This window comes from Pseudomonas sp. 2(2015) (assembly GCF_000955865.1).
Classification (GTDB): Bacteria; Pseudomonadota; Gammaproteobacteria; order Pseudomonadales; family Pseudomonadaceae; genus Aquipseudomonas.
In genome coordinates this window covers 1-19,032 of record NZ_JYOF01000012.1, presented here as the reverse complement: position 1 = coordinate 19,032, position 19,032 = coordinate 1, and the positions used below count along the sequence as shown (strand labels likewise).

Below are 19,032 nucleotides of genomic sequence, written 5' to 3'. Positions count from 1 at the left end.
TCGGGCAATATAGGTTCATTCGGGTCCCATCGCGGGTCAAGCCCGCTCCCACAGTGGGAGCGGGCTTGACCCGCGATGGGGCCAGCCTTGCCTACCCCAATCAGCAGAGGAACGATCATGGTCCTGCGCTCGGAGATTCTGGTGAACAAAAACGTCCTGCCCACTGCCGAACAGGCCTTGCCTGGCCGCGAAACCCCGATGACCCTGCCCGAGAAGCATTTTGTCTTCAAGGACACCCCGCTGCTCGGCCCGTTCTTCGAAGGCGCCATCGACTTCGCAATCTTTGGCCTGGGCTGCTTCTGGGGGGCCGAGCGGCGCTTCTGGCAGCGTGAAGGCGTGGTCAGCACCGTGGTCGGCTATGCCGGCGGTTTCACCCCCAACCCGACCTACGAAGAAGTCTGCTCGGGCCTGACCGGCCACACCGAAGTGGTGCTGGTGGTGTTCGACAAGGACAAGGTCAGCTACCAAGAGCTGCTGGCGATGTTCTGGGAACTGCACAACCCGACCCAGGGCATGCGCCAGGGCAACGACATCGGCACCCAGTACCGCTCGGTAATCTACTGCACCAGCCCCCAGCAACTGGACGAGGCACTGGCCAGCAAGCAGGCCTACCAGGCCGAACTGAGCAAAGCCGGTTTCGGCGAGATCACCACCGAGATCGACCAGGCGCCGACCGTGTACTTTGCCGAGGCCTACCACCAGCAGTACCTGGCCAAGAACCCCGACGGCTACTGCGGCATCGGCGGTACCGGTGTCTGCCTGCCACCGAGCCTGCAGGGCAACTGAGGGATCGACATGTCCGCACCAAGCATGACCCTGTTCCATTCGCCGGCCTCGCCGTTCGTGCGCAAGGTCCTGGTGGTGCTGCACGAAACCGGGCAAACCGACCGGGTGGCGCTGCAGACCGTCAACCTCACCCCGGTCGATCCGGTGGCCGAGCTCAACCAGGGCAACCCGGCCGGCAAGATCCCGGCCCTGCGCCTGGCTGACGGCAGCGTGCTGCACGACAGCCGGGTGATCTGCGAATACCTCGACCTGCAGCATGTCGGCAACCCGCTGATCCCCCGTGACGGCTGGCCGCGCTGGCATCGCCTGACCCTGGCGTCGCTGGCCGATGCGATCATGGATGCCGCGGTGCTGACCCGTTACGAAACCTTCCTGCGGCCCAAGGACAAGCAATGGGACAGCTGGATCGAGGCGCAGCAGGACAAGATCCGTCGTGGCCTGAGCAACCTTGAGCAGCAGCATTTCGCCGACCTTGCCTCAGGCTTCGACATCGCCGCCATCGGTGTGGCCTGCGCCCTGGGTTACCTCGACCTGCGCTTCCCCGACTTCGGCTGGCGTGAACAACAGCCGCAACTGGCGGGGTGGTATGCGCAGGTATGCCTGCGTGAATCGATGCGCGCGACTGACCCGTCGATTGTCTGAGCCGGCCTTATCGCGGGGCAAGCCCGCTCCTACGTGCGTGGTAGGAGCGGGCTTGCCCCGCGATGCTGACTTCTGCCTCCCAGCGCACGAACAGCCTGGCGATTTTCATCGCCAGCACAGCCCCCAGATACCTCTCCTCGCGCAAGCCGCTCACGACAGCTTCACCTGGCCAACCCCATACCAGTCCAGGCGACGGGTCAGGACCATGAACACACCCAGCAGCGCGAACAGCAGCAGCGAACCCATCAGCAAAGCGTAATCCTCGGCCGTCAGCAGACCGTAGAGCATGCCGTAGAGCATCGCCAGGCCCAGGGCAAAGCCCATGCCGCGCAACACGCTGTGCAGCACGTGGCACAGGTAGAAGCCGATCAGCAACACACAGCCGCTCGCCGACAAGGCATAGGCCATGGCAAAGCCCAGGTGTTCGGACAACGACAGCAACAGCAGATAGAAGAATGCCAGGGCCACGCCCACCAGGCCGTACTGGATCGGGTGCACGCTCAGGCCCTTGAGCACTTCGAAGAGGAAGAAGCCGGCAAAGGTCAGGGCGATGAACAGCAGCGCATATTTGATTGCCCGCTCGCTCTTGAGGTACTGGTCCACCGGGTCGATGAAGCTGACCCCGAAAGCGCGACCGTTGAAGGCATTGCACTTGTCGTTGACCACGCACTGGGTCAGGGCGTCTTCGAGGTTGGTGGAGAAGAACGAGGTCTGCCAGCGCGCCGAGAAACCACCGGCATCGATCTTGCGGCTGACCGGCAGGTAGTTGCCGTCAAAGCTCGGATGCGGCCAGTTGGCGGCCATGGCCACGCTGGTGCTACGCCCTACCGGCACCACCTGCAGCTGCTCGGTGCCTTGCAGGCTGAGGTCGAAGGCATAGTTGAGCACGCTGGCGACCTTGCCATCGACACCGGGCAACAGTGCGTGCACACCACCACTCATCCAGCCCAGCTTGGTGCCGGCGGCAAAGTCCAGGCGCTGGTCGTTGAGCTGCAGTTGCAGGCCTTTTTCGATGCCGCGGATGTCGCTGATACCGACGACCAGGAACGCAGGTTCGAAGCGGTAATCCTCGAAGTCCTCGGTAATGCCCCAGTTTGCCGGGATCTCGAAATGGCCGTTGATGTGGCTATTGGCGTGAAACAGGCGCGCTTCGTAGATACCGCGCGAACGCAGCTCGGTGTCGATGCTGGCGTTGAGGTCGAAGGTTTCCGGGAGGAAATACAAATGACCGTTGACCTGGCTGATTTCCTGGAAGCTCTTGCCCTCTTCGGTCTTCCAGCGCCGTTCAATCTTGCGGTACGGCACCACCAGCATCGGCCCGGTAATCTGCTGGGCGAAGCTTGAGCTTTCGGCAATGTCGCGCACCACGCGATCGCGTTGGTACTGACGGTCCTGGATCAAGCCGCCGATCATGAACAACGGGATCAGCAGCAATACGATCAAAAAGCCGATCACGGCCAGTTTGTAACTCAGTTTGCGGTGCATGGACAGGACTCCGGTTTCGATGGGCAGAGTCTGCGCAAACGAAATGGAGCCCTTGCGGACTTATGTGGAGCCTGTGTGCAGACTCTGTGAAGTTTTCAGCCCAGGCGCTTGGCCGGCAGCCACAACCGTACGCGCACGCCGTCCTCGACGTTGGCCACTTCCAGCGCGCCACCATGCAGCTGCATCACCTCTTCGACGAAATTCAGCCCCAGGCCGGTGCTCTTGCGCCCACTGAACGGTCGTGGCAGCGAATAGAAGCGCTCGCTGAGCCGGCCCAGGGCGTAGTCCGGAATCGACTCGCCCTGGTTGAACAGGCTCAAGGCCACGCGGCCATCGCCGTGCTCCAGCTCGAACACCAGCAAACCGCCTGGAGGGGTGAAGTCCAGGGCGTTGTCGAGCAGATTGGCGATGGCCTGGCGCATCAGGAACGGGTCACACAGCAGGCGCGCGCCCGCGGGCAGACGCTGACGCACCTGCAGCTCGGCGCTTTCGATCCGCGCGCCCTGGGCCAGCAGCAACTCGTCGACCAATGCTGCCAGCGGCACCTGTTGCTGTTCTTCCAGCGCTTGCATCTGCTCGACCTGAGCCAGGTTGAGCAGGCGTTCGATCAATTGCTGCATACGTGCGCTTTCGCTTTCGATATTGCCGGCAAAACGCTGGCGCTGTTCGTCGCTCATCGGCCCCTGGAGCAGCTCGCTGGCGCCGCGAATCGCCGCCAACGGGCTTTTCAGCTCATGGGTCAGGGTGTGCACATAGCGCTCGACGTAATCCTTGCCTTCAAGCTGGGTGCGCATGCGCTCCACCGCCGCCGCCAGTTGCCACAACTCACCCCCGCGATAATGCGGCAGCGCCGTGCGCTCGCCTTCACTGACCGCCTGGGCGTAGCGCGTCAGGCGGCGCAGCGAGCGCGCCAGCCACCACGACAATGCCGCGCCCACCAGCAGGCCAAGGCCGATCAGGCCCAGGCCGAGGTACAGCAGGCGCCGCTCGGAGCGGTCGATATAGGGTTGCAGCGATTTGTTCGGCTTGGCCACGGTGATCACGCCGATGATCTTGCCGTCATCGAGGATCGGCGCCGCCACGTGCATCACCGACGAATCCGGATCGTCCGGGTTGCTGCGAGTCGAGCGTGCACCGTATTGGCCGCGCAGGGTCAGGTAGACGTCGTTCCAGCGCGAATAGTCCTCGCCTACCGCCACGCCGGCCGAGTCGAGCAGCACTTTGCCCTGGGCATCGGTGACATAGATGCGGTGGTTGACCTGGTTCTTCGACAAGCCCCAGATATCGGCCTTGGGCTGGCGCTGGCCGTAGGCGCGCAGCAGCACCGGCAAACGGCTCTGGCCAAGGGTGCCGGCCTTGACGTCGTCGTGGAGGATTTCCGCCAGCAGGTTGGCGGTGTCGACCAGGGTTTCTTCGGTGGACTGACGCACACCGGGGCGGATCTGCTCGCGCACAGTGCTGAGGATGAAGTAGCCGGTCAGCCCGACGAACAGGAAGTACACCAGGAAAATCCGGATCCCCAGGCGCATCAGCTATGGCTCGGGCTGTAGCTGTAGCCCAGGCCGCGGTGGGTCTGGATCGGCTCGGCGTCGGCAGCCACCGCACGCAGCTTGGCGCGCAGGCTCTTGATATGGCTGTCGATGCTGCGCTCGTAGCCGGCATCGGCGGCGACCCCGACGGCATCGAGCAGTTGCTCGCGGCTGAACACCCGCTCCGGTTGCTCCAGCAGGCTTTGCAGCAGGCGAAACTCGTGGCGGGTCAGGCTCAGGGCCTGGCCACGGTAGTGGATCTGCATGCGCAGGGTATCGACCTGGAACAGCTCGGCGGCGCTCACCACAGGTTCCGCGCGCGGCGCCATGCGCTTGAGGATCGCCCGTACCCGGGCCGCCACTTCGCGAGGGCTGAAGGGTTTGACCACGTAATCGTCGGCGCCGATTTCCAGGCCCACCACCCGATCGATTTCGCCATCGCGAGCGCTGAGGAACATCACCGGCACCTCGCTGAAACGGCGCAGTTGCCGGCAGGTTTCGAAGCCGCTGATGTCCGGCAGGCCAATGTCGAGGATGATCAGGTCGGCCGGGCGCTGGCGTTGCTGCTCCAGCGCGGCGCTGCCCAGGGTCACCCACTCGGTGCTGTGACCGTCGCCTTGCAGGGCGAAAATCAGCGTATCGGCGATGGCCGCTTCGTCTTCGACAATTAAAATGTGGGGCATCTGGAGCGGCAAGCCTCAAGCGACAAGCTTCAAGAAGAAGCGGATCGCGTGAAGTTACACTGAACCGCTTTTTCTTGCAGCTTGTCGCTTAAAGCTTGCAGCTAGTGAGCTGCTCAGCAGCTCGGCTTGTCTGCGGTAAAGCGCCGCGCCGGGTTTACCGCCGCCTTGAACTCGCGCAGCGCCTTGGCACCGATCAGCAACGGGTAGTTGAAACTGCTGCGGTCGGTCAGGTTGACCTCGACGTTGCGTTTCACGTCGCCCAGGCACAGCTCCAGGTCGACCACCGGGCGCTTGCTGATCTCGGCGCCCTCGCCGTCTTCGTCTTCATCGGCGCGGTTCTTGATCTTGCTGATGCGCGCCAGCTTGTGTTCATAGACCTTGCCGTCGGCGTCCTTGGTGGCGACCCGAAAGCGCACCCACTCTTCGCCGTCACGGGTGAAGGTTTCGATGTCCTTGGCCGACAGCGAAGCGGTCAGCGCGCCGGTGTCCATCTTGGCCTTGAAGGTCTGGCCACCGACTTCCGGCAGTTTGATGTATTCGTAGCGGCCATACAGGGTCGGCTCGGCGGCCAGGGCCGGCAGGGCTAACAGGGACAGCAGTGCAAGTACCGATTTCACAGGATCCGCTTCCTTGAGATAAGACAGTGTTTAGACTGCGAAGGCAGGATAGGTTCGCGCCAATAGCTTATTCAACACAATGTGAAACATTTGTCCGGAGGGAGCAGACCGGAGCATTTGGCGTACGCCGACCGGGTGCTTATCATTGTCGACCGCTTACTTGAATATAAGAGCTTTCTTATGCGCCGCTTGCTGACGGGCATTCTTGTGACCTTGCTGTTGCTGCTCAACACCCTGGTCCTGATCGGCCCGCTGATGGTCTTTGCCCTGCTCAAACTGGTCCTGCCCGGCCGTTACCGCGACTATGCCTCGTGGGCGGTGATGTGGATCGCCGAAACCTGGGCCGAAATCGACAAACTGATCTTCCGCCTGTGCATCCCGACCATCTGGGACGTGCGCGGCGCCGCCGACCTGCGCCTCGACACCTCGTACCTGGCGGTCAGCAACCACCAGAGCTGGGTGGATATCCCGGCGCTGATCCAGGTGCTCAACCGGCGCATACCGTTCTTCAAGTTCTTCCTGAAAAAGGAGCTGATCTGGGTACCGTTGCTGGGCCTGGCCTGGTGGGCCCTGGACTACCCGTTCATGAAGCGCTACAGCAAGGCCTTCCTCGACAAGCACCCCGAGCTCAAGGGCCAGGACCTGGAAATCACCAAGGCCGCCTGCGAGCTGTTCAAGCGCCAGCCGGTGACCGTGGTCAACTACCTCGAAGGCACGCGGTTCACCGAGGCCAAGCGCGCCGCCCAACAGTCACCCTTCAAGCATCTGCTCAAGCCCAAGGCCGGCGGCGTGGCCTTCGTGCTGGCGGCGCTGGGCGAACAGCTCGACGCCCTGCTGGATGTCACCATCGTCTACCCCGGCGACAAGGCCCCAGGGTTCTGGGACCTGCTCAGCGGCAATTTGCCCAAGGTGATCATCGACATCCAGGTACATGAGCTGGACCCGGCACTGTGGAGCGGCGACTACGAGAACGACCCGGTGTTTCGCCAGACCGTGCAGGACTGGGTCAACCAGCTCTGGCACGCCAAGGACGCCCGCATCGAGGCCTTGCGCGCCGAGCTGCGCTGATCAGTCGATGATCGCGTGGGGCAAAAAGCGGCTGCTGTCCTTGGTGATCAGCGAGTTGTCTTCACGAATGCCGATGCCCGCCGGCAGGTCGCCGACCACCCAGCTGCCGATCACCGTGTAGCTGTCGCCAAAGCGCGGCAGCGCCTGGAACTGCTGGATGATGCTCGGCCCGCCGCCATACGGGCCATCTTCGACCACCCGCTTGCCACTGCCGGTGTGGATCTCGATGTTGGCGCCTTCGCGCGAGAAGAACGGCTTGCGCACCCAGCCCTTGTCGAGGGGCGCGCCCGGGGTTTGCTCGATGAACGCCGGCAGCAGGTTCGGGTGGCCCTGGTGGCGCTCCCACAGCAGCGCCAGCATGCCCTTGTTGGAAAGGATCGCCTTCCACGGCGGCTCGACGAACAAGGTACCGCTGGTGGCGATCGCCGGGCCGTAGGGGTCATGGAAGATGTCTTCCCAGGGGTAGAGTTTGAACAGGCTCGGGATCGGTGCGCCAACATCATCGACAAAACGCCCGCCGCGGCTCAGGCCGATGTCTTCCATGTCTACCAGGCGCGCATCGAGCCCGGCGCCGAGGGCGATATCGCGCAGGTATTCGACGGTGCCGCGGTCTTCGATCGAGTCTTTCACCGAAGAAAAGTAGAACGGCGTGGCAAAGGTATTAGCACCCATCACCTGGGTGAGTTTGTCTTCCAGGCTGTTGAACTGGTCGGCGTCGGCCGGCAGCATGCCGCGCTGCATCTGCTGCTCCAGCCACAGGTACTGGAAGAAACTGGCTTCGTAGAGTGACGTCGGCGTGTCGTAGTTGGCCTCCAGCAGCTTGGCCGGGCCCTTGCCGTCGTAACACAGGTCCATGCGCCCGTAGAAATGCGGGTGGCCGTCGCGCCACGAGCGGCGGATCAAATCGAAGTACGGTGGCGGGATCGCCAGGCGCTCGAGCAGTTCTTCACTGTCGACCACCTCGGCCACCAGCGCCATGCACAGCTCATGCAGTTCGCGGGTGGGCTCTTCAAGATCGTCTTCGATCTGCCGCAGGCTGAACTGGTAATAGGCCGACTCGTCCCAGTAGGGCTCGTCGCCGAAGGTGTGGAAATTGAAACCGAACTGCTCGGCGGTGGCACGCCAGTCCGGGCGCGGGGCGATGGAAATTCGCTTCATCTGCAATCCTCAGGTGCTGTAGCCGCGTAGCGACGAGCGGCTGTTGAACCCGTTGCTATCCAGGGTCAACCAACGCGTCGAGCCATAGCTGTTACCGCCGAAAACACGCAATTGGGCAGGCGCCACGTCAGCTCTGCCCTGTTCACTCAATGCACTGCTGACAAACGCCTCGCGCCCCGTCCGCGCCCGGTACACAGGCTCCGCCAGGTAGCGCGGTGCGGCATCGACGTAGCGCAGGCTGGTCCAGTGCGCCTGGTCGATCGGCACCCCGTCGTCGTAGACCTGGCGCTCGGTGGTCAGCTTGAAACCGTCCATGCCCGGCAGGAAAAAGCCGTTGCCCTCGACCTGCTGGCAGCGCTCAAAGCGCAGCTGGCAGGCGTTGAGGTCATCAAAGCGCGGCGCGTGGGCATAGTGCAGCTGCTGCGCGACATCCCGTGCCTCATTGCACGCTTCAGCGCGGGTGCCACTGCCAATGCACTGCTGCACCCCTTGATGGTGACGCACCTCGCTATACGGCTTGATTGCCGCCACCTGGTTGTCGCAGGCGCTGAGCACCAACGGCAGGCTACCCAAGGCCAGCAGGCGCAGGGATTTGCTGCGTTTCATCGGCTGACCTCGTTCAGGAAGCGAAGCCGCCACGCCCCGAAGCACGCGAGACAAAACCGTTGTGGGTACCCACCGCGAACGGCCGGGCCGAGCTGATCAGCTTGTTAGTCTGGGCCATGGGGATAATCGCCGGATGGGCGCTGCCCACGTGCGCCGGGTCGCTGCCGGCAACGGCGCTACCGCCGCCACTCGCCGCCGCATGCTGCGCGGCTTCGCTGAACGGCTGCGAGGCCGGGTGCGAGGTGTCCAGGCCGGCGTAGTAATTGTGGTTTGCCACTTGCTCGGTCAGGGTGCTGACCTTGAACGCATTGCGCCCGTCGCGCTCGTGATAGATCGCCTCGGTCGAATAGCGCGCATCGGTGTCGGTGTACTCGTAATAGCGACGACCGCCGCCGGAGCCGCCGCTCGACGATGAGCTGTTGGTCGACGAACTGCTGCTGTTGTCCTCATCGTCGGCGTACACCTGGCGTTCGGTGGTCAGGGCAAAGCCTTCCATCGGCGGCACGTAGTTGTTGGCGTAACGGCGAAAATCGCACTTGAAATAGACCGCCTCACAGGCCTCGGCGGTCAAAAAGCGCGGGACGTTGGCGGCATGGTGGTTCTGCGCGGCGACCCAGGCTTGCTGGCACACCTGGCGCGGCTTGCCGTCCATGACGCAATAGTCGACGTCCTGGTAGCGCTTGGTTTCGCTGATGATTTTGGTCGGCCGGTCGCCACAGGCGGACAGCACCAGCGGCAGGCTGCCGAGGGCGACCAGGCGAATGGTTTTGCTGCGTTTCATTGTCGATCGTCCCTGATCAGGCGGCGGGGGTCATGCAGGCGGCGTTGAGCAGGCCAATACCAATGGACACGGCGGCCAGCAAAATGGCCGAGGCGGTTTCCTGGCGGGCAACCCGTTCAGCCATGCCTTTGACGCAGCGGTTGACCACCACGAACGCCAGCAACTGCACCACTGCGGCAATCAGCGCCCAGAGCAGGAAGTCGAGCAGCGAAATCGAATGGGAAATGGCACTGGCCACCGGAATCGCAAAACCGATCAAGGCACCGGCCAGGGCAATGGCGGCGGCATTGTTGCCTTCGCGGATCAAGCGCAATTCGTTGTAGGGGGTCAGGCGGGTGTAGATGAATGCGTAGAGGCCGAACAGCACGGCGGCGCCGAGCATGTAGACCACAAAGCCGAACACGGCGTCGGCAGGCAAAGACATCTTCAGGGCGTCCATGAACATGGCGAATCACACTTCCTTGTAAAACGGGGCGGGACATATAGCACACCGCCCCGCCCGCGCAAATAGCTGGCTTACACGGAAGGTACGCCCGCCCCTGTGCCCCACAGGCTGCCCAGGCTCTGCAACAGCGAGCCGCCGACGCCTTGCTGGCCCAAGTACTGCAGGATCAACGGCGCGAACTGGCCGATCATGCCGGTGTCCATGCCCAGCGCGCTGAAGGCGTTGTTGAGGTCATTGGTGTCTTTGACATTACCCAAGGCATTGCTCAGGGCCGAGGACTTGTCGCTCTTGCCCAGCAGCGTGCCCAGACCGTTCAAACCGCCCAGGGCCTTCTCGCCGGAAAGCAGGTCAAGGCCGGGCACGGCTTTGCTCAGTTGCTCGTAATCGCCGCTGTTGAGCTGGTTCTTGGCCAGGCCCAGCAATGCGCCGGTGCCGCCGATGGCTTGTTCGGGGGTGACTTTCAGTTCGCTGCCGAGGGTATTGAGCAGGTTCGCCGAAGCAGCGGGGGCCTGTACCGCGGCATCGCCGCTGTTGCCCTTGGCGGCGTTGTAGACATTGGCCGCGTCATTGAGGCTGAAGCCTGCGAATACCGGAGTGGCAGCCAGGGCCACCAGGGTGACCAGTGCGAAACGTTTCATCGAAATACCTCGTCAGCCGTTAAGGCAGGGAAAACGAGGTTTCGACCTTGTGCGCGGGGGATTGTTCCCTTGTACCCGGTGGGAGCGGGCTTGCCCCGCGATGCGATGTGGCTGACAGACCTCTATCGCGGGGCAAGCCCGCTCCCACAGGCACAGTGGGAGCGGGTTTGCCCCGCGATGTTTTTAGGCAGCGCTGAACAGCTTGTGCGGGTCGATGACGAATTTCTTCGGCACGCCGGCATCGAATTCGCCATAGCCTTCAGGTGCCTGGTCGAGGCTGATCACCTGCACACCCACCACTTCGGCAATGTTGATGCGGTCCCACATGATCGCCTGCATCAGTTGGCGGTTGTATTTCATCACCGGGGTCTGCCCGGTGTGGAAGCTGTGCGACTTGGCCCAGCCAAGACCAAAACGGATGCTCAGGCTGCCGATCTTCGCCGCGGCATCCACCGCGCCCGGGTCTTCGGTGACGTACAGGCCAGGGATACCGATCTTGCCGGCAACCCGCACCACGCCCATCAGCGAGTTGAGCACGGTGGCCGGCGCTTCGTGCTTGGCACCGGCATGGCCGTGGCCACGGGCTTCGAAGCCCACGGCATCGACCGCGCAGTCGACTTCCGGCTCGCCCAGCAGGTTGGCGATCTGCTCGTGCAGCGGGGTGTCCTGGGACAGGTCGGCAATTTCGAAACCCTGGGCCTTGGCGTGGGCCAGGCGCACCGGGTTGACGTCGCCGACGATCACCACCGCAGCGCCCAGCAGGCGCGCCGACGCCGCTGCAGCCAGGCCCACCGGGCCGGCACCGGCGATGTACACCGAGCTGCCCGGGCCAACCCCGGCCGTCACCGCGCCGTGATAGCCGGTAGGGAGGATGTCCGACAGGCAGGTCAGGTCGCGGATCTTCTCCATGGCCTTGTCGCGGTTCGGCAGTTTCAGCAGGTTGAAGTCGGCGTAAGGCACCAGCACGTATTCGGCCTGGCCACCGGTCCAGTCGCCCATGTCGACATAGCCATAGGCACCGCCGGCGCGGGCCGGGTTGACGGTGAGGCAGACGCCGGTGTGCTGCTCTTTGCATGAGCGGCAGCGGCCGCAGGCGACGTTGAAGGGTACCGAAACCAGGTCACCGATCTGCAGGTTCTCGACGTCCCTGCCCTTCTCGATGACTTCGCCGGTGATTTCATGGCCCAGCACCAGGCCGACCTGGGCCGTGGTACGCCCACGGACCATGTGCTGATCGGAGCCACAGATATTGGTGGAGACCACCCGCAGGATCACCCCGTGCTCGATCTTGCGACCGCGCGGGTCCTGCATTTTCGGGTAGTCAATCTTCTGCACCTCGACCTTGCCAGCGCCGAGATACACCACACCACGATTACCAGACATGCTTTCACCTCGCTAAAGTTTGTTGTTATGTAGCGGTGCAAAGTGCGCTGCCCGGGGGCGGCGCTGTGTTACTGGAATCTTTGTTCCGACTCGAGGGCCTCATCGCTGGCAAGCCAGCTCCCACAGGTCCGGTGTATGCAGTACCTGTGGGAGCGGGCTTGCCCCGCGATGGCGGCCGTCAGAGCACTACCGTCCGGTTGGCGTTGAGGAACACCCGCCGCTCGATGTGATAGCCCACCGCCCGCGCCAGGGTCAGGCACTCGATATCACGGCCCTTGGCGATCAGGTCTTCGGGGTAATGGCTGTGGTCCACCGCCTCGACGCCTTGGGCGATGATCGGCCCTTCGTCGAGGTCGTTGTTGATGTAGTGCGCGGTGGCACCCACCAGTTTCACGCCCTTGTTGTAGGCCTGGTGGTAGGGCTTGGCGCCCTTGAAGCCGGGCAGCAGCGAGTGATGGATGTTGATCGCCCAGCCGTCGAGCTTGCGGCACAATTCGGGCGACAGCACCTGCATGTAGCGGGCAAGGATTACCAGCTCGGCGCCGGACTCCTCGATCACTTGCAGCACCTTGCGCTCCTGCGCCGGTTTGTCATGGGGGTCGAGGGCGAAGTGGTAATAGGGAATGCGGTGCCAGTGGGCCAGGGGCTCGAGGTCCGGGTGGTTGGAGATCACCGCCACCACGTCCATGCTCAACTGGCCGATGCGCTGGCGATAGAGCAGATCGTTGAGACAGTGATCGGCCTTGGAGACCATGATCACCACTTTCGGTCGGTGCTTGGGCGCGGTCAGCTCGAACAGCATGCCAAACGCCGCGCCGCGCTCGGCCAGGCCTGCGCGAAAGCTGGCCTCGTCGAAATCATCCGGCTGGCGGAATTCCACGCGAATGAAAAAGCGCCCGGACAGCCGGTCATCGAACGAGTGGTGCTCGGTAACGTAGCAGTGCTGCTCGAACAGGTAACGCGTCACCGCATCCACCGTGCCGAGCAGGCTCGGGCAGTCGGCGGTGAGAATCCAGGTGTCCGGTGCACGACTCATGGCATTGCTCCTTAAGCCTGAATGCTCAGGCCGTATTCGGCGGAAGCGTCCTGCAGCCACAGCCACCAGTAGTCGGAGAAACTGCGGCGGATCAGCAGCTCCCAGGTTTCTTCACCGGTGCGACGGATCACCAGTTGCGACTTGGCGAATACCGTGCCGACGGCCTTGCCCACCGGAAAGTTGTTTGGATGTACATCGTAGCTGGTGGATTTCATCAACACGTCGCGCACGTTGGGGCCGCTCAGTTCCAGCACGGTTTGCCCGCCACTGACGTTGACGATCTGAATGTGCAGGCCATCGAGGGCGTCGCGCAGCTTTTGCTCGACGGCAAATTCCTCACCACCGGGGACGATCAGCAGCCATTCATCCGGGCCCAGCCACTGCAGCGACATCTCGCCGTTGGCGACCACGGTCAGGGCCACCGGCAGCTCCAGGCCCAGGGCCTTGAACACACCGCCGGCGAAGGCCGGGTCCTTGCCATCGCCACGCAGGGTGAGGTGGCCGAGGAGTTTTTTCTCGCGCAGGGTTACCCCGGCGTTTTTTCGACCCTTGCCGATCAGGCTCGGCAGGTCGGCGTGGTGCAGTGGCGTTTCGGCCTTGGCGTCGTTGCCGGGGCGTTGCTGGTAGAGGTTGATCGTGCTCATTACACACCTGCCTTGAATTCTGTGGACCTGGTAACGCGATCCCTGTGGGAGCTGGCTTGCCAGCGATGGGAGCCCCGCAAGGCTTCGCCTTGCATCGCGGGCAAGCCCGCTCCCACAGGTACTGCATCAACCTTGCGTTAGATGTTCTGCCGTTCACCCTTCGGATCGAAGAACACCGAAGTACAGATCTCGGCCTCGATCACGCTGCCATCGGCCTGGGGCGAGTAGACCCGTTCGCCGATGCGTTTGAGCCCGCCCTTGACCACACCCATGGCAAACGAATAGCCCAGGGAGTTGCTGGCGTAGCTGGAGGTGACGTGACCGACCATGTCCATCGGGATCGCTTGTTTCGGGTCGAACACCAGTTGCGCGCCTTCTGGCAGCCACTTGTTGGGGTCGACCGGCTTGAGCCCGACCAGCTGCTTGCGGTTCTCGCGCACGCAGTCTTCGCGGTTCATCCCGCGCCAGCCGATCCACGAAAACGGCTTGGTGCGGCCAACACACCAGCCCATGTTGAGGTCGTCCGGGGTCATCGAGCCGTCGGTGTCCTGGCCGACAATGATGAAGCCCTTCTCGGCGCGCAGTACGTGCATGGTTTCGGTGCCGTACGGGGTCAGGTTGTATTGCTTGCCGGCAGCGACGATCTTCTCCAGCACGCCCATGGCGTAGTTGGCCTGGACGTTGACTTCATACGACAGCTCGCCGGTGAACGAGATACGGAACACCCGCGCCGGCACACCGCCGACCAGGCCCTCCTTCCAGGTCATGAACGGGAAGGCGTCCTTGTCCAGGTCGATATCGCTGACTTCGCTGAGCAGCTTGCGGCTGTTGGGGCCCGACAGGGTCAAGGTCGCCCAGTGGTCGGTGACCGAGGTGAAGTACACTTTCAGGTCCGGCCATTCGGTCTGCTGGTAGATCTCCAGCCACTGCAGCACCCGCGCCGCGCCACCAGTGGTGGTGGTCATGATGAAGTGGTTGTCGCCGACACAGGCGGTGACGCCGTCGTCGAAGACCATGCCATCTTCTTTGCACATGAGGCCGTAGCGGGCCTTGCCAACATCGAGCTTGGTCCAGGCGTTGGTGTAGATGCGGTTGAGGAATTCGCGCGCGTCCGGGCCCTGGATGTCGATCTTGCCCAGGGTCGAGGCGTCGAGCAGGCCGACGCTGTCACGCACCGCCTTGCACTCGCGAGCCACGGCGGCATGAATGTCCTCGCCGTTGCGCGGGAAGTACCAGGGGCGCTTCCACTGGCCGACGTCTTCGAATTCGGCGCCGTTCTTCACATGCCAGGCATGCAGGGCAGTAAAGCGTACCGGCTCGAACAGGTGCCCGCAGTGCCGGCCCGCCACCGCGCCGAAGGTGATCGGCGTGTAGTTGGGGCGGAACATGGTGGTGCCCATTTCCGGGATGGTGATGCCCATCGAACGGGCGGCAATCGCCAGGCCATTGATGTTGCCCAGCTTGCCCTGATCGGTACCAAAGCCCAGCGCGGTGTAGCGCTTGACGTGCTCGACCGACTCGAAGCCTTCGCGGGTAGCCAGTTCGATGGCAGCGGCGGTGACGTCGTTCTGCTGGTCGACGAACTGCTTCGGCGCCCGTGCTGTGTTCTTGTCGTGGGGCACCTGAAACAGCGCCACGGTTGGTTCTTCCTGGCGTGCCAGGACTTTCGGAATCACCCCCAGCACCGCCTTGAAACCGGCTTCGGTGGCGGCGCGCACGCCGCCTTCAAAACCATCGGCGAGGGTGTCGGCAAGGGCGAACACACCGTTGATGCCACCCACGCACACGCGTTTTTGCGGTGCTTCACCGGGTACGAAACCGAGAATGTCTTCACGCCAGACCGGTTTGCCGCCCAGGTGCGAAGCCAGGTGCACCACCGGGCTGTAGCCGCCGGAGGTGGCTACCAGGTCGCAATCCAGCCACTCGCCGGGGCTGCTGACCTTATGCGCCTTGACGTCGATGGCGGCAACCCGGGCTGCAGTCACGTGCTTGCTGCCGCGCGTCTCGATCACCGCACTGGAGGTGAGGATGCGAATGCCCTTGGCCCGCGCCTCTTCCACCAACGAACCGCGCGGGTTGTGGCGGGCATCGGCGACGGCGACCACGTTCAGGCCGGCGTCGTGCCAGTCCAGGGCCACGCGATAGGCATGGTCGTTGTTGGTCGACAGCACCAACTTGCGCCCCGGCGCCACGCCATAGCGGCGCACGTAGGTCGAGACCGCACCGGCAAGCATGTTGCCCGGCACATCGTTGTTGCCGTACACCAAAGGCCGCTCGTGGGCGCCAGTCGCCAGCACCACACGCTTGGCGCGTACCCGGTGCATGCGCTGGCGCACCTGGCCGATCGGCGCGCGATCGCCCAGATGGTCGGTCAGGCGCTCGTGAATGGTGAGGAAGTTGTGATCGTGGTAGCCGTTGACCGTGGCCCGTGGCAACAGGGTGACTTCCGGCAGTGCCTTGAGCTCGGCCACCACTGCCGCAACCCAGTCGGCGGCCGGCTTGCCGTCGAGAGTCTCACGGCTGTCGAGCAGGCTGCCGCCGAACTCTTCCTGTTCATCGGCGAGGATCACCCGCGCGCCGCTGCGGCCAGCCGCCAGGGCTGCGGCCAGGCCGGCGGGGCCGGCGCCGACCACCAGCACGTCGCAGTGGTGGTTCATGTAGTCGTAGCTGTCCGGGTCGTTCTGCAGCGGCGCACGGCCAAGGCCGGCGGCTTTGCGGATGTACTTCTCGTAGGTCATCCAGAACGACTGCGGGTACATGAACGTCTTGTAGTAGAAACCCGGCGGCATCAGCTTGCCGCCGACCTTGCCGAGGATGCCCATGACGTCGTTGTTCACATTCGGCCAGCCGTTGGTGCTGGTGGCCACAAGGCCGGCGTACAGCGCCTGCTGGGTGGCGCGCACGTTGGGCACCTGGGTGGCTTCGGTGGCGCCGATCTGCAGGATGGCGTTGGGCTCCTCGCTACCTGCGGCGATGATCCCGCGGGGGCGCGAGTACTTGAAGCTGCGCCCGACGATGTCGACGCCGTTGGCCAGCAGCGCGGCGGCCAGGGTGTCACCGGCAAAGCCCTGGTAGGTCTGGCCGTTGAAGGTGAAGTTCAAGACTTTGCTGCGATCGATACGACCGCCGTTGGACAGGCGATAGACCTGGCTCATACCTTTTCTCCCTGACCACTGACTGCCAACTGCGGGCTGGTGTTCTTGCCGGTGACCTGCGGCTTGGCGCCGATCGGATAGGTTTCGAGAATTTCGTAGGTCAGCGTGTCACGCGTGGCGTTGAAATACTGGCGGCAACCAGCGGCGTGAATCCACAGCTCGTGGTGCAGGCCACGGGGGTTATCGCGAAAGAACATGTAGTCGCCCCACTCCTCGTCGGAGCAGGCGTTGGGGTCCAGCGGCCGGGGAATGTGCGCCTGGCCTGCGGCGTGGAACTCCTCTTCGGAGCGCAGCTCGCCGCAGTGGGGACAGAAGATATGCAACATGGGGATTTCTCCTGTTAGTGGGCGACAGCGGCGGCGCCGTGTTCGTCGATCAGTGCACCGTTGTGGAAACGGTCGATGGAAAAGGGTTTGGCCAGCGGGTGCATTTCGCCCTTGGCCAGGCTTGCGGCAAAGACGTTGCCCGAGCCCGGGGTGGCCTTGAAGCCGCCGGTGCCCCAGCCGCAGTTGAAGAACATGTTCTTCACCGGGGTCTTGGAGATGATCGGGCAGGCGTCCGGGGTGGTATCGACGATGCCGCCCCACTGGCGGTTCATGCGCACCCGCGAGAGGATCGGGAACATTTCGACGATGGCCTGCAGGGTGTGCTCGATCACCGGGTACGAACCGCGCTGGCCGTAACCGACCCAGCCGTCGATGCCGGCGCCGATGACCAGGTCGCCCTTGTCCGACTGGCTGATGTAGCCGTGCACGGCGTTGGACATGATCACGCTGTCGATGATCGGCTTGAGCGGCTCGGACACCAGTGCTTGCAGCGGATGCGATTCGATCGGCAGGCGGAAACCTGCGAGCTTGGCCATGTGCCCGGAGTTACCGGCGGTGACCACGCCGACGCGCTTGGCGCCGATAAAGCCTTTGTTGGTCTCGACGCCGATGACCACGCCGTTTTCCTTGCGAAAACCGATCACTTCGGTTTGCTGGATCAGGTCGACGCCCAGGGCGTCGGCGGCGCGGGCAAAGCCCCAGGCCACGGCGTCGTGGCGGGCAACACCACCGCGGCGCTGCACGGTGGCGCCGATGATCGGGTAGCGGGTGTTCTTCGAGCAGTCCAGGTAAGGGATTTCTTCAGCTACTTGTTGAGCATTGAGCAGCTCGCCGTCGACGCCATTGAGGCGGTTGGCACTGACCCGACGCTCGGAATCACGCATGTCCTGCAAGGTATGACAGAGGTTGTAGACGCCGCGCTGGGAGAACATCACGTTGTAGTTGATGTCTTGTGACAGCCCTTCCCAGAGCTTCATCGCGTGTTCATACAGGTGCGCCGACTCGTCCCACAGGTAGTTGGAGCGGACGATGGTGGTGTTGCGCGCGGTGTTGCCGCCTCCCAGCCAGCCCTTCTCGACCACTGCCACGTTGGTGATGCCGTGTTCCTTGGCCAGGTAGTAGGCGGTGGCCAGGCCATGCCCGCCACCACCGACGATGACCACGTCGTAGACTTTTTTCGGGGTGGGCGTGCGCCACATGCGCTGCCAGTTTTCGTGGTGGCTGAGCGAGTGCTTGAAGAGGCCGAAGCCTGAGTAACGTTGCATAGTCTTTACTCCTGGACCACTCAGCGATAAACCGGAAAATCTGCACAGAGTGCCGACACGTTCTTCGCAACATCGGCCTCGACGTCGGCATCGCCGAGGTTATCGAGGATGTCGCAGATCCAGCCGGCCAGCTCCACGCACTGGCTGACCTTGAAGCCGCGGCTGGTGACCGCCGGGGTGCCGATGCGCAGGCCGGAGGGGACGAACGGCGACTGCGGGTCGNNCGGTGATGTGCGCACGGCCGAGGGCGGCGTCGGCCTCTTTGCCGGTCAGGCCCTGGCGGATCAGGCTGACCAGGAACAGGTGGTTGTCGGTGCCGCCGGAAACCACGTCATAACCGCGTTTGATGAACACTTCGGCCATGGCCTGGGCGTTGTCGATCACCTGCTGTTGATAGGTCTTGAAGCCAGGCTCCAGCGCCTCCTTGAAGCACACCGCCTTGGCGGCGATCACGTGCATCAGCGGGCCGCCCTGGGCACCGGGGAATACCGCGGCGTTGAGCTTCTTCTCGATCTCTTCGTTGCTGCGCGCCAAAATCAGACCGCCACGCGGGCCGCGCAGGGTCTTGTGGGTGGTGGTGGTGACCACATCAGCGTAAGGCAGCGGGTTCGGGTACAGGCCAGCGGCGACCAGGCCGGCAACGTGGGATGTCGACGAACAGATAAGCACCGACCTTGTCGGCGATCTGACGAAAGCGTGGGAAATCGAGGGTTTTTGAGTAGGCCGAGAACCCGGCGACGATCATTTTCGGCTTGTTCTCCAGCGCCAGGCGCTCGACTTCGTCG

At 63.5% G+C, this 19,032-nt stretch carries 18 protein-coding genes and 1 pseudogene; 3 read left to right on the top strand and 16 right to left on the bottom strand.

Annotated elements, in window-relative coordinates; genetic code table 11:
* The first annotated feature begins 117 nt into the window (after positions 1 to 117).
* Positions 118 to 786 (top strand): peptide-methionine (S)-S-oxide reductase MsrA, encoded by a 669-nt coding sequence (gene msrA / locus UB48_RS16975; protein WP_045199155.1) that lies wholly within the window; start codon positions 118 to 120, stop codon positions 784 to 786.
* 9 nt (positions 787 to 795) lie between these two features.
* Entirely contained in the window at positions 796 to 1,428 is a 633-nt protein-coding gene (locus UB48_RS16970) for a glutathione S-transferase (RefSeq protein WP_045199153.1), read from the top strand.
* Between the two features lie 150 nt (positions 1,429 to 1,578).
* Here UB48_RS16970 and creD read toward each other — a convergent pair whose 3' ends face one another.
* From creD to UB48_RS16950, 4 genes are all read right to left on the bottom strand, one after another.
* A complete protein-coding gene (gene creD, locus UB48_RS16965) occupies positions 1,579 to 2,913 on the bottom strand; it encodes a cell envelope integrity protein CreD (protein ID WP_045199151.1) in 1,335 nt (444 codons plus the stop codon).
* A 95-nt stretch (positions 2,914 to 3,008) separates the two neighbouring features.
* Entirely contained in the window at positions 3,009 to 4,442 is a 1,434-nt protein-coding gene (creC, locus tag UB48_RS16960; RefSeq protein ID WP_045199149.1) for a two-component system sensor histidine kinase CreC, read from the bottom strand.
* Positions 4,442 to 5,125 carry a two-component system response regulator CreB gene (gene creB / locus UB48_RS16955; protein ID WP_045199148.1) on the bottom strand — a complete coding sequence of 228 codons (684 nt, stop codon included), beginning with the start codon at positions 5,123 to 5,125 and terminating at the stop codon, positions 4,442 to 4,444. Before creB ends, creC begins: the two co-directional genes overlap by 1 nt.
* 113 nt (positions 5,126 to 5,238) lie before the next feature.
* On the bottom strand, positions 5,239 to 5,742 hold the full coding sequence (locus UB48_RS16950; protein ID WP_045199147.1) for an ATP-dependent zinc protease: 504 nt from the start codon (positions 5,740 to 5,742) through the stop codon (positions 5,239 to 5,241).
* Positions 5,743 to 5,922: 180 nt separating this feature from the next.
* Between UB48_RS16950 and UB48_RS16945 the strand changes: the two genes are divergently transcribed.
* Positions 5,923 to 6,810, top strand: coding sequence for an acyltransferase (locus UB48_RS16945; protein WP_045199146.1), 888 nt, complete (start codon positions 5,923 to 5,925; stop codon positions 6,808 to 6,810).
* On the opposite strand, the gene UB48_RS16940 is transcribed toward UB48_RS16945, so the two are convergent.
* The 12 genes and pseudogenes from UB48_RS16940 to UB48_RS16885 all read right to left on the bottom strand — a co-directional run.
* A complete protein-coding gene (locus tag UB48_RS16940; RefSeq protein ID WP_045199145.1) occupies positions 6,811 to 7,968 on the bottom strand; it encodes a glutathionylspermidine synthase family protein in 1,158 nt (385 codons plus the stop codon).
* A gap of 9 nt (positions 7,969 to 7,977) precedes the next feature.
* The gene (locus UB48_RS16935; protein WP_045199143.1) at positions 7,978 to 8,574 is read right to left on the bottom strand and encodes a DUF1190 domain-containing protein; all 597 of its coding nucleotides are present in this window, start codon (positions 8,572 to 8,574) and stop codon (positions 7,978 to 7,980) included.
* Positions 8,575 to 8,587: 13 nt separating this feature from the next.
* A complete protein-coding gene (locus UB48_RS16930) occupies positions 8,588 to 9,355 on the bottom strand; it encodes a DUF1190 domain-containing protein (protein ID WP_045199141.1) in 768 nt (255 codons plus the stop codon).
* A gap of 16 nt (positions 9,356 to 9,371) precedes the next feature.
* Positions 9,372 to 9,800 carry a DUF350 domain-containing protein gene (locus UB48_RS16925; RefSeq protein WP_045199139.1) on the bottom strand — a complete coding sequence of 143 codons (429 nt, stop codon included), beginning with the start codon at positions 9,798 to 9,800 and terminating at the stop codon, positions 9,372 to 9,374.
* A gap of 71 nt (positions 9,801 to 9,871) precedes the next feature.
* Positions 9,872 to 10,438: a DUF2780 domain-containing protein gene (locus UB48_RS16920; RefSeq protein WP_045199137.1), complete on the bottom strand. Its 567-nt coding sequence runs from the start codon at positions 10,436 to 10,438 to the stop codon at positions 9,872 to 9,874.
* Between the two features lie 183 nt (positions 10,439 to 10,621).
* Positions 10,622 to 11,821 (bottom strand): formaldehyde dehydrogenase, glutathione-independent, encoded by a 1,200-nt coding sequence (gene fdhA, locus UB48_RS16915; RefSeq protein WP_045199135.1) that lies wholly within the window; start codon positions 11,819 to 11,821, stop codon positions 10,622 to 10,624.
* 178 nt (positions 11,822 to 11,999) lie between these two features.
* Positions 12,000 to 12,857: a formyltetrahydrofolate deformylase gene (gene purU / locus UB48_RS16910; RefSeq protein ID WP_045199132.1), complete on the bottom strand. Its 858-nt coding sequence runs from the start codon at positions 12,855 to 12,857 to the stop codon at positions 12,000 to 12,002.
* 11 nt (positions 12,858 to 12,868) lie between these two features.
* Positions 12,869 to 13,501: a sarcosine oxidase subunit gamma gene (locus UB48_RS16905; protein WP_045199130.1), complete on the bottom strand. Its 633-nt coding sequence runs from the start codon at positions 13,499 to 13,501 to the stop codon at positions 12,869 to 12,871.
* Between the two features lie 137 nt (positions 13,502 to 13,638).
* Positions 13,639 to 16,656, bottom strand: coding sequence for a sarcosine oxidase subunit alpha (locus UB48_RS16900; RefSeq protein ID WP_045199128.1), 3,018 nt, complete (start codon positions 16,654 to 16,656; stop codon positions 13,639 to 13,641).
* On the bottom strand, positions 16,653 to 16,982 hold the full coding sequence (locus UB48_RS16895; protein ID WP_045199126.1) for a sarcosine oxidase subunit delta: 330 nt from the start codon (positions 16,980 to 16,982) through the stop codon (positions 16,653 to 16,655). The genes UB48_RS16900 and UB48_RS16895 overlap by 4 nt, the downstream gene beginning before the upstream one ends.
* A 14-nt stretch (positions 16,983 to 16,996) precedes the next feature.
* A complete protein-coding gene (locus UB48_RS16890) occupies positions 16,997 to 18,247 on the bottom strand; it encodes a sarcosine oxidase subunit beta family protein (RefSeq protein WP_038998326.1) in 1,251 nt (416 codons plus the stop codon).
* Positions 18,248 to 18,267: 20 nt separating this feature from the next.
* Positions 18,268 to 19,032: pseudogene (locus UB48_RS16885) on the bottom strand (serine hydroxymethyltransferase); the annotation flags it as partial.